At 37.2% G+C, this 17,718-nt stretch carries 9 protein-coding genes; 1 reads left to right on the forward strand and 8 read right to left on the reverse strand.

Features of this window, described 5'->3' with window-relative positions:
- Window positions 1–1,072: 1,072 nt before the first annotated feature.
- The 4 genes from ACYQ73_RS17345 to ACYQ73_RS17360 all read right to left on the reverse strand — a co-directional run bounded on the left by ACYQ73_RS17345 (window position 1,073) and on the right by ACYQ73_RS17360 (window position 7,312).
- Window positions 1,073–4,153: a WxL domain-containing protein gene (locus ACYQ73_RS17345; RefSeq protein ID WP_460013647.1), complete on the reverse strand. Its 3,081-nt coding sequence runs from the start codon at window positions 4,151–4,153 to the stop codon at window positions 1,073–1,075.
- Window positions 4,154–4,567: 414 nt separating this feature from the next.
- Window positions 4,568–5,605: a DUF916 and DUF3324 domain-containing protein gene (locus ACYQ73_RS17350; protein ID WP_460013648.1), complete on the reverse strand. Its 1,038-nt coding sequence runs from the start codon at window positions 5,603–5,605 to the stop codon at window positions 4,568–4,570.
- A 155-nt stretch (window positions 5,606–5,760) separates the two neighbouring features.
- Window positions 5,761–6,525 carry a WxL domain-containing protein gene (locus ACYQ73_RS17355; protein WP_460013649.1) on the reverse strand — a complete coding sequence of 255 codons (765 nt, stop codon included), beginning with the start codon at window positions 6,523–6,525 and terminating at the stop codon, window positions 5,761–5,763.
- A 19-nt stretch (window positions 6,526–6,544) separates the two neighbouring features.
- Entirely contained in the window at window positions 6,545–7,312 is a 768-nt protein-coding gene (locus ACYQ73_RS17360) for a WxL domain-containing protein (protein WP_460013650.1), read from the reverse strand.
- A gap of 949 nt (window positions 7,313–8,261) precedes the next feature.
- Between ACYQ73_RS17360 and ACYQ73_RS17365 the strand changes: the two genes are divergently transcribed.
- Window positions 8,262–8,426, forward strand: a complete 165-nt coding sequence (locus ACYQ73_RS17365) for a hypothetical protein (protein ID WP_460013651.1) — start codon at window positions 8,262–8,264, stop codon at window positions 8,424–8,426.
- A 450-nt stretch (window positions 8,427–8,876) separates the two neighbouring features.
- Here the strand turns inward: ACYQ73_RS17365 and ACYQ73_RS17370 are convergent, their stop codons facing one another.
- The 4 genes from ACYQ73_RS17370 to ACYQ73_RS17385 all read right to left on the reverse strand — a co-directional run bounded on the left by ACYQ73_RS17370 (window position 8,877) and on the right by ACYQ73_RS17385 (window position 17,692).
- Window positions 8,877–12,461 carry an InlB B-repeat-containing protein gene (locus tag ACYQ73_RS17370; RefSeq protein ID WP_460013652.1) on the reverse strand — a complete coding sequence of 1,195 codons (3,585 nt, stop codon included), beginning with the start codon at window positions 12,459–12,461 and terminating at the stop codon, window positions 8,877–8,879.
- Window positions 12,462–12,840: 379 nt separating this feature from the next.
- Window positions 12,841–13,710, reverse strand: coding sequence for a GNAT family N-acetyltransferase (locus tag ACYQ73_RS17375; protein WP_460013653.1), 870 nt, complete (start codon window positions 13,708–13,710; stop codon window positions 12,841–12,843).
- A gap of 428 nt (window positions 13,711–14,138) precedes the next feature.
- Window positions 14,139–15,971: an ABC transporter ATP-binding protein gene (locus ACYQ73_RS17380; protein ID WP_460013654.1), complete on the reverse strand. Its 1,833-nt coding sequence runs from the start codon at window positions 15,969–15,971 to the stop codon at window positions 14,139–14,141.
- Window positions 15,971–17,692 (reverse strand): ABC transporter ATP-binding protein, encoded by a 1,722-nt coding sequence (locus ACYQ73_RS17385; RefSeq protein WP_460013786.1) that lies wholly within the window; start codon window positions 17,690–17,692, stop codon window positions 15,971–15,973. Before ACYQ73_RS17385 ends, ACYQ73_RS17380 begins: the two co-directional genes overlap by 1 nt.
- Between the last annotated feature and the right edge of the window lie 26 nt (window positions 17,693–17,718).

The following is a 17,718-nucleotide window of genomic DNA, read 5'->3' on the forward strand; positions in this document are numbered from 1 at the left end:
TATTAGGCACGCCGCCAGCGTTCGTCCTGAGCCAGGATCAAACTCTCCATAAAAGAAATTTGATTAGCTCAAATTGTTTTGCTGGCATCATGTTTGATGTCCAAAATTTTGTTTCGTTCACTAACTCGAGGTTAGTTACTAAAAACTTTATTGATTACGTTTTGCTTGTTCAGTTTTCAAGGTTCATTTTGTTGCTGTTTTCTCAGCAGCGACTCTTATATAATATCATGTCGCAACCTCAATGTCAACTACTAATTTATTTAACTTATTTGTTTTTTAGTAGATGTCTTAGCGACTTGTATAATACTACACCCATAATCTAAGAAGGTCAACACTTTTTCTGAAAAAGATTGAAAGTTTTTCATTTCATCGAGAAACTTCCTATATAAATAATTAAGAAAACATTTTTAATATAGACTCATAATTTGAAGTTAATTTAATGTTTTATTGTTATCCAAAATATAATTTATCATATTTTCTATACAAAAAGAGAATGGCACATAATTATTGTTTAAAGCAAAAAAAAAATTCACATTAGAAATGCGCGAGAAATCAACGTTTTTAAAATTGATTTCTCTTGCTTTTCTGATGTTTTGATCAGTTCTGTCCCAGCCTTCTTTTTAGAATGCAGTCGCCCGATAAACGAAAAAGCCGAAGCTCATATCCGTTTACTTGGAGCAGAGTTAAAACTTCTAAAAAGCATGGAAAGATAGACGAAGAACAGACATGTTAAACTTGCTGAGAAATACCACACGAGTAGCGAAACTATTCACTGCTATACAAATAAAAAATCTGACATGTTATCTTTGTGAAGCAGCAGGGTAAGTTCGGATGATTACTAAAAATGAGTAAGACGAAGTGAGCAGCACGCACTTAGAGAAGAATCAGATTATCGAGGTTACCTGTTACTGAAGCCGATTTACGACATAGTGAAAGGTAAAACCTGTTATAGTGGTTTTTTTATAGCTTTAGCAATGTACTTGAAACACCCGAATCATTTAAAGAGTAACTTCCTAGTTTTAACTTTATGTTTGATACACCTTCTTTATTAGCTTTCAAAACTTCACTAGATTTATTGATTGGGCGGTACATCCTGAAGTACCCATCTGATTGTTCCTTCATAAGCATCAGCCTTTGCGGTCCCGGCTCTCACGTCTAAGTAAAGTCCATCCCCATCCGGATTCCATGTGTCAGAAATATTGACTACTTCACTGTTTGTTGTTTCCTTTATATATATCTGTGCGGAAGCATCTTCAGTAAGGATTGAAACATTTCCATCATAGTTATAATGTAAGCTATCCAATAATCTAGAACCCGTCTTCTTCCCTGTTAGCTGCTTATCTAGCTTAGCTGTCATTGCCCAAGAAGGTTTTTTCGATAGCGAACGATTGTCTTTTACCGCTAAAGGCGTATCCAATTTGATAGGATAATACGTTTTATTTTTAGGTGAAATTGACAGTTTTTCTCCAAAGTCAATTTCTTGAGGTACCGAAACGAATTTCAACACACCCGTAATGATGATTTTCACTTCATCTATTGTCTTGTTGAATGTGTCACCTGTACTATAACTCCCTATTGCTGTCACCTGGCTTACAACATATTCTTTTTCTGCTGCATCTTCTTTCACTTCAGCATTAAAAGTGAGGTATATTTTCGTAGAGCGCGGCAGAGGAGGTGCTGGATTGAGGATTGCATCAATCCTATTTGAAGAAGCATTGTATGTTGCTTTACCGATTTCATCACCATTTTCATTAATTACTTTAAGGTCAGTTGGTGGTTTCAAATGTTTATTATCATATTTTTGCATAATTATACCTTGACCATATGTGACTGTATCTTTATAGCCGGAATCTACTATAGTCTTATAGTATAATGTTTCACCTGGTGCTATTTCTGTTAGCGCATTTCCATCTTTATCAAGCACTAGATTTTTAATGTTTAATTTTGGACGTATTTTTATACTTTCAATATTAGATTGTGACCCCTCTGAGTCTATCGCATAGACAGTAATATCATGATCAAATCCCTTTTGCATTTCATCACTCAGAATCGTATACTCCCACGAAACATCTGTATCGAAATTCGGATTTTCATAATCCCCGATCTTCTTAGGCTCACCGCCATCTACCGTATAATAAAGACTAATATACTCACTGTCTTTATCTTTCCATTTCCCTTCAATATGATAACCATTATCTGTATATTCACCATTATTGTCTAACCAAATCTCAGGCGGAACATTCGGTTTGTTAGTTATTGCAATCTCAAGATTCTCTTCTCTAATTTCGTTTGGCATTTGAAGTTTCATCTGCCATCTGAGTGCGAAGCCTGGATGCTCAACGTTGGGATACATATCACCCTTATCAGGATCATCAGCACCTGGGGAATTCATTAGGTTAAAGTAGTGATAGGTGTTGAATGGTTTGGATGTCGGAAAGTCAGTCGTTTGCAGAGCAACTGGATTATTCGCATAACCTTCACGTAAGAAATAAAGGAAATAATCTTGACCGTCCCCCATGTTCTTCTCATGAAAATAGAGCCCTTCATTATTTCCTAGCGAAAACAAGTTATCATCTCTATTCGTATGTGGCGTGTTAAGTATATCCTTATGAACTGAATATCCTAAATTTGTATAAGAGTTTACTGAGCTTAATTTCAAATATTTCATACTGACATTAATACGCCCTGCACTTTCATCCACAAGACTCATTTTGATTTTTACATATCCATCTACATATCGACCATTAATAACAGCTGCATAAGCAATCAATTGGTGTGTGTTTTCATTTTTATATAGCTTTAGAAGTGGCAAACGTGTAGATTGAAACATTACTCTACCATCTTCTCCACCTTGAGCAATCACAAGTCCATTACCATCTGCATTCACCGGATTTAGACGAGCTTGATAAGCCGGTCTTCCACTATTAAAATAGTATGTTATAATACCAGTATTTGGTACACTCGGGTCCTGAGCTAGAACTGTTGCTAGCGAAAAATTTTGCGCCTCTATATACGTATCTCCATCCACTAAACTTTTAAGTGTTGTATCCATGTTAGGTAACGGACGGCCCCAGTCATCATGGTATTTATTATAAAGATTCATATCTTCCAATGAGTTTACTGGCCGGCTATTGAAAATATCCCCGAAATACATGTAATGAGTTCTGCTGTTGTTCTCTCTAGTAGGAAATTCTAGCCCCTCATTTCTTGTCATTTGTGTAAATCCTGCTAGTTCATTCGGAGAATCATCCAACATCGAAAAATCAATATTGCCAATTCGACCAACGCTAGATATCAAATTTCCTAGAGCAGCACGAGGAGCAATACATTTAGGTGCTGATTTTTCTTTACTGTTAGACCCTGGCTTTTCCTCACTTTCAGTTACAAGCTCTTCTTCGATGTTAGACTCTAGCTGTCCCTCATCTTCAGCTGCCAGCTTTTCTTCGATGTTAGACTCTAACTGTCCCTCATCTTTAGCTGCTAGCTCTTCTTCGATGTTAGACTCTAGCTGTCCCTCATCTTTAGCTGCTAGCTCTTCTTCGACATTAGACTCCAGCTGTTCTTCACCTTCAGTTCCTAGCTCTTCTTCATTGCCTAAATATTCACCCTCCTCACATTTAATTTTTAGATTTTCGTCTTTTTCAGTATCTTCCGCTTCCTCACATTCAATTTCCATATTTTCTTCACTTCCAGACTCTAGCTGTTCCTCACATGCAAGTGTTAGATTTTCGTCTTTTTCAGACTCTGGCTGTTCCTCACCTTCAGTTGTTGGATTTTCTTCATTTCCAGACTCTGGGCGTTCTTCACCTTCAGTTGTTGGATTTTCTTCTTTTTCAGACTCCGGCTGTTCCTCACCTTCAGTTGCTGGATTTTCTTCATTTCCAGACTCTAGGTGTTCTTCACCTTCAGTTGTCGAATTTTCTTCATTTCCAGACTCTGGCTGTTCCTCATCCTCAGTTGTTAGATTTTCTAGACTTTCGGACTCTGGCTGTTCCTCACATGCAATTGCTGACTCTTCTTCCCCAACGGACTCTGCTTGTTCTTCACATTCAGTTGTTGGATTTTCATAACCAACAAACGTATCCGCCACATATACATTCAGCTCAGAAAAAACGAGGAGAATGACCATCATCACCACTGCTATTTTCTTCACTTTTACACCTACCTTACTACGCATATTCTTGATAGTTAGATTATTTTTATCAGGCATGTTGTTAGGAAGAATTACAAGTTTCTTAATGCCCAATCAAAGGTTATTGAATATCATATATATCTATTTTTAACTGATTTTACGAAGGACTCAGTGCTTCTGTCGCTTTGCTTAGGGCAAAGCTTCTCGCGGAAAAAGTGAAACATATGATACCCTGCACGGATCGATTGTTTTCTGTGCAAAAGCAAGAGCCCTTAGCTGAAAACAGCATTTTTCATAAAAGTGGATAAAATTATTTGTAGAAACGCCTGGAATTTTATAATGAGTAAACACATCTCAGAAAATATAAATTTTACCAAGATGGGGTAATGAGGGTTAATTCACAACTTCCAATAGAAAAGATTATTTTTACGTCAACTAATCATTTGATTTTTGTTCTTTTTCTTTTCCTATCTTCTTCTTGCTATAAAATATATACACTAGTAGTCCTATTACTAGAAAAAGTAGTAACCCTACCATATAAGCTAAATAACTCGGACCATCAATTGATACATCCTTTGCATTGAATTGCTTCGCTTCTTCTCCTTTGATGGTAAAATCCTTTGTGAATTCCCATGATTCTTTGCTAGACTTAGCCTTAACATGTAAAGTATATTTTCCAGATTTAAATTTTTCCCCATTCAGTTGAATAGGATAATCAAAGTTTGAGTTCGGTGCTACTTGCATGTCTTGTTTTTTCGATTTGTAGAGCACTTCTGTTTTCCCTTTTTCCGTCACTTCCGCATCCACTTCAAAGCTGTTTAAATACGTTGCCGTTGGATTTTGAAGCGTAGCATTAATAACATTGCGTGCATTCACTTGCCCTGCTTTAACATCATGTAATTTCAAATCTTGCTTCACTATTTCATCCGTCTCTTGTAGAGTAATTCCTACTACATAAGCATATTTATTTTCAATACTTAAACCTGTATTTGTGTCCTTCGTCTTTTCGGGCGATTCTTTCTTCTCTTCTAATGTAATACCGCCCGCTAAAACCCCATTAAATTCCTCTTCTGGCATAGTTATATTTAAATGCAACTCTTTACTACCTTTAGCTGGAATCCTAATTTCCTTATCTGTTTGAATTAAATCCCCTAGCTCATAAGGCAGTGTAGAATCACGTTCAGCTGTTGTAGGGCCATACTCTACAACACCATTAATGTTTGTCGTAGCTGAATGAATTTTAGGCTCAATGATAACATCATCTTCTGTATCATTTTTTAATTGAATCGTTAATGTTTGCTTTTGACTAGGCTCCATCTTTAAATTAAAATAAGATTTTTGTTTGTCAATTTGATTCTCTGGAATGACGGTATACACACCAAAATTAAATTGTGATGCAGAGGCAAATGGTGTAAACCATATTAGGCTTACTATCAATATTCCAAATAGGGTCCATAAAGTATTTTTGCGCATAATTTTCTACCATCCTTACTATTAACCTACTCTTATTATTTGATGGTAAAACCCGTTATGCTCTCTTCTAGTAGTATAGGAGCCACACGGGTTTTACCTGTATATCTATAATGTTACGAAACAATAACTACTTTTTTAGTACCTACTTTAAATTCTTATTTCCCATCTTGTCCAGGTACATCAGTCAGTGTCCATGTGAACGACGTAGAATATTGTCCTGCATACTTTGTAGTTTTACCTGGGACTTTAAGTTCAATACTTTTTGCTGCTACATCTTTGTTACCAAATACTAAAACGAAAGTACCGTTACCTTCACCTGCTTTAGCAGACATCATATTTTCAGCTTTTCCTGGAGTTAATGTATAGCTTTCTTTTACAATAGATGGTTTTTTCGATGAAGAGGCTGTATTCACCCAAGCATTTTTAAAAGTAATTTCAGCACCATCTAGTACCTTACCTTTCTCGGTCTCGAATTGACCATCTTGTATCACTTGCAGTGACCAGCCTTCTTCTGTTCCACGACTATCTGTCACTTGAACATAGTTCGGACCGTCGCCACGACCACCCTTAAATTTTTGTGCTTCTGCAAAGTAAGTTTGGTCTGTAGAAGTGATTTTTTGCTCACCAAAAGTTAAGCTAGAAGCATAGTCAATACTTAATGGACCCTTCGTTCCTTCCGGTATCTTACCATCTGGATCAGTTGGATCTTTTGGGTCTACTGGTTTACCTGGTTCTTCTGGATCTACTGGTGGTGTGAAGTCATCACTTGCTTTAAATTGGATAATTGCTTTACTTTTATATTCGCCACCATGCTTGTCTTCATCTTCTGCTGCGTAAGAAGTTACGCTTCCTCCCAATACGAAACCTGTTAACATTGTTGTTGCAACGCCTAGTGCTTTTAAATTAGTAGTAATCTTCATTTTTCATCATCCTTTTTTATTATTTGTTACTTGGAACGTCCGATAAGTTCCATGTTAATTTTGTGCTGTATTTAACGGCATCTTTTGGTATTTTCCCTAGAATAGTAAGAGAAATCGCATTGTTTTTTTGAATTTTTTCACCTTGGGTACCAGTCATTTCATCTACTGTCCCCCAATAGTTCACCCAAAGTCCAGCCCCCTCAGTTGGCTTTGCTGACATGATAACTGACTCAGCTCCATTTGGATCTAACGTAATTTCTTTCGTAGCTGTTGGTGGTGTCACCTCTGTTTTACCTTTGACAATCGGCTTAACAAATTTAATTTGCGACCCAGTTAGTTCTTTATGTTGTGTCATAACATTAGAAAGCTGACCTTCTTGTTTAACAGTCAGTGTCCAACCTGCATTTGTTCCACGAGTATCTGAGATTTGGACATAGTTTGGTACATATCTACTTTTCCCATCAGAACGTAAATCTAGTGCTTTGGCAGAGTAAGTCATATTTTTATTTGAAATTTCAATAGCATCAAAATCAAGTTTGGATGCGTAATCAATGCTTAGCGGGCTACCAGTTCCTGAGTTAGGCGAAACTACTGGATCCACTGGCTTTTCTGGATCAGGGTTTTCCGGATCTACTGGACCTGTCGAATATGAACCTGGATTAAATTCCACTGTTCCCGTTGATCCATAAGTAATTCCTTTGCCGTCTGCTGAAGCAAATGATGGTGTGATAACCATCCCGCTTAGTACCGCGGCAATCGCTGCAACTTGAATAGTTTTGTTATTCATAAGCTAACCTCCCCTCTCATTTTGTATTTTTTATATTTACGTGTCAGATAAAAATTCTGATACGGTAAATAACACTCCTAAAATTAGTTACATCACTGGTTGTGGATCTTCACAGCCGAGTAATCCTTTTTTTATAAAAATTGTAATATTATTACATTTTTTGAGCCGAAAAGGGCCCTTCACTTTAAAACATCTACCCATTTTTCATATTTTTATATTTTCGTATCAGATATAATACTGGTACGGTAAATATCACTCCAGAAAATAGTATTTTTAAATAAGATAGGTTCCTGATTTTTGGATTTTTTTCTTGGTCCATAGACTATGGATTTTTTTCCGAATCAAGAGCTTGCTATTGAGCATTAGAGATTTAGAAATATTTAGAAACCTGTTTCTCACTATCACAAATACAAATTTGTTTACTTTTTACACTTAACCTATACCTCAATTCGAACTTCTTTAAACCTATTTTTTCTTTTTTACTTTTCATCTCTTGCAATTACAGACTCTATCGCATCTTACAAAAGAATAAAAATCAACTTTTGTTGCTTTCTTAGCATAATTTGATAAAGATAAATTTTAAGTGAATTCTCTTTAAATCCGAACTTCGTTTAATGATTTTTTAATGAATACTATCGAAAACTATTATTCATCTGGTTATTGTATAATAATATGACGCTATAGATAGCGATGCTACCAACCTTTGTATTACTTGCAATAGTCGGATTATCAGAAACTATTTCTAAACTTCTTTTTTTAAAATATTCATTATTAAACCAAAACAAAAAGGATTCCTTTTATCAAGCAACCTTTTATCTCTTGCCGATTGTTGACTCTTTAAGGTTAGAACTTTCCAGAAAAGGATGCAAATCAATCTTTGCTTACTTTTGAACATATTTTGATAAACTTTTTATTTGCATTATTATGATTTTTATTTTTTAACCTTATATTGTGGGAGGCGAATAGTGTTTCCTTAGGATTATCTATCAATGATGCGTCCGAAATCGGCTTGTGCTTAGGCATGCATAAGGGCCGACACGATGTCAGTCATTTCAGTAATGCCACAGGACATGGCGTTTTTACCGATGAAGGTCAGTTAGCCGTTATCGCATGAATACGATAACGGCTAAGAAATCCTTTCTGACTAGGCGTTTTCCTAGGGGCGTCCTATGAGCCGCTTCGCTTCAAGGTCTTAGTATCGAAAAGCTGCGTAAAAAAGTTCATATACCATTCCCAAGAAGTCGCCCAGCCTCCACTCCAATCAACTTATATACAAGGCATACATTTTAACGAATATTCTTCCAATTTTGTGTTAAAAAAAAGCGAAGGACTATGGATTCTACCACATTCCCTCAAATATATATTATAAGCTTACAAAAAAACTGCTGGACTTCTTCATTAATATACCATCATTAGTTACTCCTCATTTTTTCTCTTCCTTATTAAGCATTAAGTGCCCTCTCCCGATTTATTAAATACACATAAAAACACTCTACTTTTAGATTAAAATTTTATCCGAAAAGAGATGTATCAAATTACGATACATCTCTCTTCATAGTAAGACTTATAAACCAAGCGCTCGATACATTAATGCTGTAAATTGTGCGCGTGTTAAGTTTTCATTTGGTCTAAAATTGCCGTTTTCATCACCTAGCGCAATGTTATGATCTGCTAGAGTGGCAATATAGCCACTCGCCCAGTGCGATGGATCGACATCCTTGAACGTACTATTGCCTTCTGGCGATAAGCCAAATGCAAGCACCATCATTTTTGCCATTTGGGCACGTGTTATTTTTGCATCTGGACGGAAAGCTCCGTTTGAACCATCCACGATACCCGCTCGTTGTAGTCGTGTAATTTGTTCATAATATATATGGTTTTTAGGTACATCCGAAAATGATATAGCCTCTCGAATTGGTGCTGGTCGTAACGCACGGTCAATCATAAGTACTACATGCTGACGTTTAGCCATATCATTTGGTCGGAAAGTGCCATCTGGATATCCTATAATAATGCATCGCTTGGCAATTTCTTCAATCATTTCTTGCGCCCAGTTATTGTCAATATCATTGAAGGTAATGTCACAGCCATTACTCTCCTGCATCCAACGAGCATATAATGTTAAGTCTTCTGTGACTACATCTTTTGCAAAATCCCATGCTTTTGTGAAGTCTTTATTTTTATACCAACCGATAAATATGTGGCCTTCCTTCGTTGGTTTAGAAGGGGCTTTCACTAAAGCTTTATGCGCCACTGTTTGCGAAGGGATTTTACTACCTCCATTGGAATCAAAAGTAACAATATAGCTACCTTCTGACACATTATCCTTTGTCCATTTCGCATACAACGTTATGTCCGCTGTTACTTTATCTTTCGTAAAGCCCCATGCATTTTTAAGCTCCGCATCCTTATACCAGCCAGTAAATTGATAGCCATCCTTCACTGGGGTAGATGGGACCTTCACTAGGTCATTAAATCCAACTGTTTGTGGCGGTACTTCACTCCCACCATCGGAATCGAAAGTGACAGTGTTTAGATGCGTCCAGCCAGATCCTCCACCGGAACCTCCACCCGATGTATGATCCTTTGTCCATTTCGCATACAATGTAACATTTTTAGTCACTACGTCTTTTGCAAAATCCCATAACACTGTTAATTCTTTATCTTTATGCCAGCCGTCGAATGTATAGCCTGCTTTTACTGAAGTGGATGGAGCTTTTATCAATTTACCATATTCTATAGATTGGGATGGAACTTCGCTTCCGCCATTGGCATCAAATGTAACGATATAGCTTTCTTTCGACCATTTAGCATATAGCGTGATATCTTTTTCTACCCTATCTTGATTGAAATTCCATACTTTTGTCAGCTCGTTGTCTTTATACCAACCTCCAAATGTGTACCCTACTTTCACTGGAGTGGATGGAGCTTTTATCAATTTACCATATTCTATAGATTGGGATGAAACTTCGCTTCCGCCATTGGCATCAAATGTAACGATATAGCTTTCTTTCGACCATTTAGCATATAGCGTGATATCTTTTTCTACCCTATCTTGATTGAAATTCCATACTTTTGTCAGCTCTTTGTCTTTATACCAACCTCCAAATGTGTACCCTACTTTTACTGGAGTAGATGGTGCTTTTACTAACTCTTTATATCCCACTGTTTGCGATGGAACTTCGCTTCCTCCATTAGTATCGAACGTAACAGTATAGCTTGAGCTTACTTTCGACCATTTAGCATATAGTGTAATATCTCTTTTCACTACATCCTTATCGAAGTCCCATACTTTTGTTAACTCTTTGTCTTTATACCAACCTTCAAATGTGTAGCCTTCTTTTACAGGGGCGTCAGGAGCTGTTACTAATTCTCCATATACTACCGGTTGAGTTGGGACTAAGCTTCCTCCATTGACATCAAACTTGACATACATCCTCCACTTAGTATAAATAGTCATTGGTTTAGTTACAGAGTAATCCCAGTTTATCGTATAAGCCTTATCCTCAAACCATCCATGGAAATATTTCTCACCCTCCTTATACACACCAAAAGGATGCGCTTCTTTATCCCATTGGAATTTATGTTCTCCATTAAAGGTTACAAAATCAAATGGATTACCATTAAATGCGTCATTTTCTATTGTTGTCACGCTTGCCGGTATTTCTACATTTGCTAATTTATTCATATTAAATGCATAACTTCTTATCGTTGTCACTTCGTCGTGGATACCTATACTTGTTAATTGATTACGAGAAAATGCGTTTTTTTCTATTGTTGTCACCTTGGGCGGGATTTCTACACTTGTTAATTTATTTTTAGAAAATGCGTCCTCTCCTATTGTCATCACACTTGGTGGAATTTTTACACTTGTTAATTGATTATTAATAAATGCTTGGTCTTCTATCGTTGTCACTTCGTCGTGGATGTCTACACTTGTTAATTGATTATTACCAAACGTCCCATATTCTATTGTTGTCACCTTTGGTGGGATTTTTACGCTCGTTAATTGATTATTTGCAAATGCCCCACTCCCTATTGTTGTCACGCTTCCAGGGATGTCTATACTTTTCAATCGATTTTTTGAAAATGCACCTATTTCTAGCGTTGTCACGCTTTCAGCGATTTTTATACTTGTTAATTGATTATCAGTAAATGCTCTCATTCCTATTGTTGTCACGCCTGAGGGGATTTCCACACTTTCTAATTGATTATGAGAAAATGCATATTCTTCTATCTTTGTCACACTTGAGGGTGAGGATATTTCTACACTTTCTAATTGATTATATGCAAATGCAAATTCTCCTATCGTTGTTACGTTTGACGGAATGGTTACACTTGTTAATTGATTATCTCTAAATGCGTATCTTCCTATCTTTGTCACACTTGAGGGGATTTCCACACCCTCTAATTTATTATTATAAAATGCAAATTCTCCTATCTTTGTCACGCTTGACGGAATCGTTACATTTGTTAATTTATTATGAGCAAATGCACTGTTTCCTATCGTTGTCACACTTGGCGGAATCGTTACATTTGTTAATTTATTATGAGAAAATGCGTCTTTCTCTATCGTTGTCAGGTTTGAAGGTGTGAGGAATTCCACACTTGCTAATTGAGTATCTCTAAATGCACTGTATTCTATTTTTTTAACGCTTGACGGAATCGTTACACTTGTAAAATTTACTTTTTTAGAAAATGCATTGTTTGCTATTTCTATAACCGGTAGATCCTCGATCATATCAGGAATAACAACATCCTGTGGAGTTTGATCTCCTTTCCACCCTGTAATACTGATACCAGGAATATCAATAAATGCCTTTATATAGACAAAATCATCGGCACTATTGGGGACACTAGCCTTCTTTTCTGCGTTCAAAGAGGTATCTTCATCCTCAGTAGATGCTTTATCGTCTTCTATATCGCTATTTAGTTCATCTTCTGTATTACTTTTTAATGAATTATTATCAGTATCGTTATCATTCGGTTGTACTATACTACCGTCACTACCGCTCATAAGTTCATCATGCGTGCCGGAATCTTCACTACTACTTTCATTATTACTTATCGCAGAAACAGAATAATAACTCAAAGATAATTGGGAAAAAACTAAAAGAATAATCATTAAAAGTAAACTTACTTTTTTCATGTTCGAATCTCCTTTCACCATAATTTAAAAAATAACAAAGAGCATCTACCTAAATAGATAATCTCCATTATTTACTTTACAATCATTTACGCTAACAATTTTCATAAAAGCAATCAAATCAACATTTTCTGGTTTTTGAACATATTTTGATAATCATTTTTCTTGAAGTTTCACGCTAGTTATGTATGCACTTCGTATTCAACTATTATTGCACAATTATGCCTCGGCATAATTGTGTCCGGAATCGGAAAGGAGTTGAATAAAAGTCTTATCTATCCTTTTATGTAGTTCGCCTATCTCCATCTGAAAATTCTCCGCTTCTGCTGAACACAAAAAAAGTGAGGAGCGATGCATAAAGCACACTCCTCACACTCTTCACTTATTGTTTTACATAATAGTCTATTTGTTGAGCCTTCATAAAGCCGGCTTTCTCATAAACAGAAAGCGCCTTTCTATTGTCAATTTCTACATCTAGCATGACGAATTTCGCCCCAACTTTACTCGCATAATCTTTGGAAAACGACAGCATCGCAGTACCAATTCCTTGCCCCTCACAGTTTGGATGGACTGCCAATGCTGTAACCCATTGAATTTCATTTTCCAGGGCAGTCGTTACTGTTCCAACAATTTCGCCATCTTTACGCGCTACCCATAGCTTTCTTCCTGTCGTTGATGTATTAAAAGCGATTAGCTCTTCAGACTCTTCAGGTAGATCTCCAAACGCCGTACTATAAATGGCAATCAATTCTGCCTGTTCATCTGTATATGGAATGATTTCGATATCATACTTTAATTCTACTGACTCTGCTCTTGTTTCTAAAGTGGCCTCTGAAAAGCTGTATGTAAAGCCTTTCTTTTCAATAAATGTGTGTCCAAAAGGGGTTCCATCTATCACTACCGCCAATTGACCTTCTGCCCCACGCTCTTCGAGGCCGGCCTGTAAAGCTTCCACTAAAGCGGTACCAATTCCCTTTTGACGGTACGAAGGTGTTACAACTAAAGACCACTCATATGTATGCAGCCCTATTAAATCTATTGCACTAGCTGCACCAACTAGTACATCTTTATCATCTTCATATGCAAGTACCATAAAGCCCTTCGATTCAAAGGAATTCGCCATAGGCAAACCCATAGCAGTTTCATATACACGATAATCATGTGTAGTCGCTTCTTCACACAATAATTTTAATTCATTTAATGTTTCCCCATCTAACGGAAAAGACACTGTCATCACTGAAATATTCATCATTTGCTCCGTTCTTCTAACAGACTATTGCCCTATTGTAGCAAGAAAGAAATTAAGCTGGCAACAAATTATACTAACTACTTCTGACTGCTTCTAATTATTAACAATTTTACTCCAAATATAGTGAAATTAAAAGGTTTTTATAAGATTTTCGACGATTTTAGACTGAAAATTACTAGAATAATGTATGTATTTTTTTACACTGTCTTTCATTTAGAGTCCCCATCTCCGCTGCTGGTAAACTTCTTATTGCTCCCCTAAACATTAATTATAGATAATATCCATAATTATACTATTTTTATAAATAAATTACATTTAAACTTTGAGATAAAAGTAATATTACAACTAAAAAAAGAGCGATCCGATAATTTCGAAATCGCCCTTTCTTCTGTTTGTAGAATGTGATTTATACCTACATTGTTACTTTCATACTACTCATCAAGATGGTGAGATGAAGATTGTAACATCTGCGCATAGATACCACCAGATTCCATTAATTTTTGTTGGGGGCCTGCTTCAACTAACTCACCTTTGTGCATAACAAGCACAATATCGGCATTGTGCACTGTATTTAAACGGTGCGCAATAACAAAGCTTGTGCGTCCCTGCATTAGCACATCAAGAGCCTCTTGAATCGCAAGCTCCGTAACAGTATCAATACTACTTGTCGCCTCATCCAACAATAAAATTTTCGGGTCAGCAATTAATGCTCTTGCTATTGACAATAACTGCTTTTGGCCTTGCGAAATTCCACTGCCATCTGCGGCAAGTACTGTGTCATAGCCATCCTTTAGCGTCATAATAAAGTCATGTGCATTTGCACGCTTCGCCGCTTCCTCTATCTCTGCATCGCTAGCATCTAATCGACCATAACGAATATTTTCACGTACAGATGCTTCAAACAAAAACGGATCCTGTAACACAAAGGCCATTTGTGAGCGCAATGCTTGTCGTTCTATTTGCTGAACGTTTACACCGTCAAATAAAACCTCACCTTTTGATACTTCATAAAATCTTGCAATAAGCTGCAAGATCGTAGTTTTTCCTGCTCCAGTAGCCCCAACAAGAGCTACCGTTTGTCCAGGCTCTACGTTAAAATTTATGTTCTTCAAAGTGTAAGCTTCCTCTGCTTGTTCATATTTAAAGTACACATGCTGAAAGCTCACTTGCCCTAATAGCTTATGCTTCTGCGCTAAAGCAACTTCCTCTTCAGGCTGTTCATCCAGTAATGCAAATACACGCTCAGCACCAGCAATCGCTGACAGCACGGTATTAAATTGATTGGCCAAATCATTTAACGGTCGTGTAAATTGCCTTGCGTATTCTGTAAAAATAACAATTACACCAATTGACACATGCCCATAAAAAGCAAGCACACCTCCAATACCAGCTACAATTGTAAAGCTCATATTGTTTAAAAAGTTCATGACCTTTGGAATATACCCAGAGTATGTTTGTGCCCAAAAGCCAGTACATTTTAAGCGTAAACTTTTTTCGCGAAACTCCGCCTTCATACGCTCTTCTTGTGAAAAAGCTTTGACAATTCGCTGTCCCGAAATTGTTTCTTCAATCATGCCATTCAGAGCACCTATGGCTGCTTGCTGCTCCTTAAACAATGGTGCGGTTCTCCGTGTAATCCAACGCATCGCCCAAAACATAACCGGTATAATGGTCATCGTTAATACCGTAAGTAAAGGACTTAAACTTAGCATGATGATCACCGTTCCCGAAAGCGTTATTACACTAGAAAACACTTGAATAAAGGAGCTATTTAATGTTGAGCTAACTGCTTCAATATCATTCGTCATCCGACTCATTAATTCTCCATGCTGACGACGATCGAAAAAGGCAATCGGCAGACTTTGGAAATGAGCAAATACACTCGTTCTTAATCTATAAATAGTTTGTTGGGCAACGCCAATCATCCAATAGTTTTGCAAAAATAATGATACGGCTAATAGAGCATAAATGCCGATTAATAGCACAATTCCCTTCTCTAGTCCTGCTAGCTCTCCATGCGTTACGTACATGTCAATCATTTTACCGATTAAATATGGCCCAAGAAGAGACAAAATGGAACTCGCCAAGACAAGTAACAGCACAATAATTAATAGTACTCGTTGTTCATCGACTATTTTCCATACACGAAGTAGTGTGCTTTTCCAATCTGTCGCGCGAGGTCCCTTCTTTTTCTTAACAACTTGCTTCACATCATCTTTCGTCAAAATCGGCTCATAGCCAAAAGGCTTTTGGAAAAATCCCATTATTCCTCCACCTCCTGTTGAGAGATTGCGATTTTTTTATACAGCACTGACGTTTGTAAAAGCTCTTCATGCGTCCCGTATGCGACCACTTTTCCTGCATCAATGAGTAAGATGCGACTTGCACCTTTAGCTGTTCGAATTTTTTGAGTGACTACTAGCATTGTTGCTTGTTCCTCACTCAATGCCTCCCATAATGCCCGCTCCGTTTTAACATCAAGTGCACTTGTACTATCATCAAGCATTAATATATGCCCTTTTCTTAATAACGCTCTTGCAATCGATAATCTTTGTTTTTGACCGCCTGAAAGATTGACACCTTTCTGACCGACTTTTGTCTCGTAACCATTCGGGAAATCCTCCACAGAAGCGTGGATTTGCGCTTGTATTGTAGCCTGTAGCACCGCATCCATTTCAGCCTCTGCATTACCCCAGCGAACATTATCAGCAATGCTTCCTGTAAATAATAAAGATTGTTGTGGAACATAGCCGATGATTTCACGCAGTTCTTGTAAATCCCATTGCTGTACATCTTTCCCCTCTACTATTATTTTACCTTCAGTCACTTCGTAGAAACGTGGAATAAGCTGTAACAGCGTTGATTTCCCTGCACCAGTTGCCCCCATAATGGCAAGCTTTTCACCAGATATCACTCGGAAGCTTACATCGGATAGTACAGGCGAGTCTTCCCCAGGATAAGTAAAGCTCACATGCTCAAAAGCTAATTCTCCAAAGCTCAAGTCTTTAGACGTTTTCTCTGAAGATGATGGTAGCTCAATCTCATTTTCAGTTGAAAGAACTTCTGCCATACGCTCTGCGGAGGCTTTAGCACGCGCATAAAAAATAATAATAAAGGCAAACATCGAAAACGAGCCTGTCATACGCATTGCATAATTGACAATGGCAACTACATCTCCAAGCGGTGTTGTACCTGAAGCTATTTGTTTTGTCCCAAACCACAGTACTGCAAGTAGACTCATATTCATGATGAATAACAGCACAGGCATAATATACTCCATTGTGCGTAGAGCCTTTACAGTATCTATTTTTAAGCGTGAGGCAACTTCATCAAAACGAGAGGCTTCATATGCACCACGTAAATAAGCCTTCACTAATCGAATAGCCTGTAAATTTTCCTGTAGTACACGATTCAAACGATCCATTCTCTTTTGCACAAGTCCAAAATAAGACACGCCTTTTGCCACCATAAAAATAAGAAATATCAAAATAATCGGCGCGCCAATCACTAAAAACAATGCTAGTTTAGCATTGACAATAAAAGCCATAACGATGCTACCAACAACGGCAAGTGGTGCACGAAGCATAATACGCAAACTCATAAACAGCACTGTCTGAACTTGCGTCACATCATTCGTTAACCTTGTAATAAGAGAAGCTGTTGAGAATTTCTGATAAGTAGCTAATGTAAAGGATTGTATTTTTTCAAACAATGCATTTCGTAAATCATAGGAGAAACTCTGTGCTGTATGCGATGAAAAATACGAATTAACGACACCGGCTATAAAGGCTACGAAAGATAGGCCCAGTAAAACAATTCCCCATTGCCAAATCATCCCTTGATTTTGTGCCCGTACTCCATCATCTATGATTTTAGCCATGATAAGTGGCTGCGCGAGCTCCACAAATAATTCCAACAGCATTAAACTAAACGCGATGAATGCCGTCCATTTATAAGGCTTTACATAGGAAAAAACTTCTTTCATATTCTTCCCCCTTGTTCTCAGCAAAG

The sequence above is a fragment of the Lysinibacillus sp. CTST325 genome (genome assembly GCF_054665055.1).

Bases quoted from the DNA above. Each gene is read 5' to 3' on its own strand.
- ACYQ73_RS17350 (WP_460013648.1), bottom strand. From the start codon at position 5,605: ATGCGCAAAAATACTTTATGGACCCTATTTGGAATATTGATAGTAAGC.
- ACYQ73_RS17355 (WP_460013649.1), bottom strand. From the start codon at position 6,525: ATGAAGATTACTACTAATTTAAAAGCACTAGGCGTTGCAACAACAATG.
- ACYQ73_RS17360 (WP_460013650.1), bottom strand. From the start codon at position 7,312: ATGAATAACAAAACTATTCAAGTTGCAGCGATTGCCGCGGTACTAAGC.
- ACYQ73_RS17370 (WP_460013652.1), bottom strand. From the start codon at position 12,461: ATGAAAAAAGTAAGTTTACTTTTAATGATTATTCTTTTAGTTTTTTCC.
- ACYQ73_RS17375 (WP_460013653.1), bottom strand. From the start codon at position 13,710: ATGATGAATATTTCAGTGATGACAGTGTCTTTTCCGTTAGATGGGGAA.
- ACYQ73_RS17380 (WP_460013654.1), bottom strand. From the start codon at position 15,971: ATGGGATTTTTCCAAAAGCCTTTTGGCTATGAGCCGATTTTGACGAAA.
- ACYQ73_RS17385 (WP_460013786.1), bottom strand. From the start codon at position 17,692: ATGAAAGAAGTTTTTTCCTATGTAAAGCCTTATAAATGGACGGCATTC.